Origin of the sequence: Adlercreutzia sp. DFI.6.23 (genome assembly GCF_024462535.1) — a bacterium.
GTDB classification, from domain to species: domain Bacteria; phylum Actinomycetota; class Coriobacteriia; order Coriobacteriales; family Eggerthellaceae; genus Adlercreutzia; species Adlercreutzia rubneri.
Map to the genome: position 1 here is coordinate 1 of NZ_JANGBP010000810.1, position 288 is coordinate 288.

The following is a 288-nucleotide window of genomic DNA, read 5'->3' on the forward strand; positions in this document are numbered from 1 at the left end:
ACGCTGCGCCGTGGGCGCTGTGCCGCGAGGTACGTGGGAAGCGCTATCGTCTCGGCGCCCTGCTTTCCATTTGCTCCGGCGGGGAACTTGTGGCACAAAACGGACTCGCGCATTTAGGCGCGTAATATGTTCGGTCGCGTGGCGCAGCGGGAGCGCAGGTGCCTTACAAGCACAAGGTCGGGGGTTCAACTCCCTCCGAGACCACCATGAATTGAAGCAGAAAGCCCCAGGTTGCCTGGGGCTTTCTTGTTTACCCTGGCATTTCCCTTCGCCCTTGGGACGCCAGTG

At 61.5% G+C, this 288-nt stretch carries 1 tRNA gene; it reads left to right on the top strand.

Annotated features, from left to right (window positions below):
- Positions 1 to 132: 132 nt before the first annotated feature.
- Positions 133 to 207 (top strand) — tRNA-Val (locus tag NE591_RS15560).
- Positions 208 to 288: the final 81 nt, after the last annotated feature.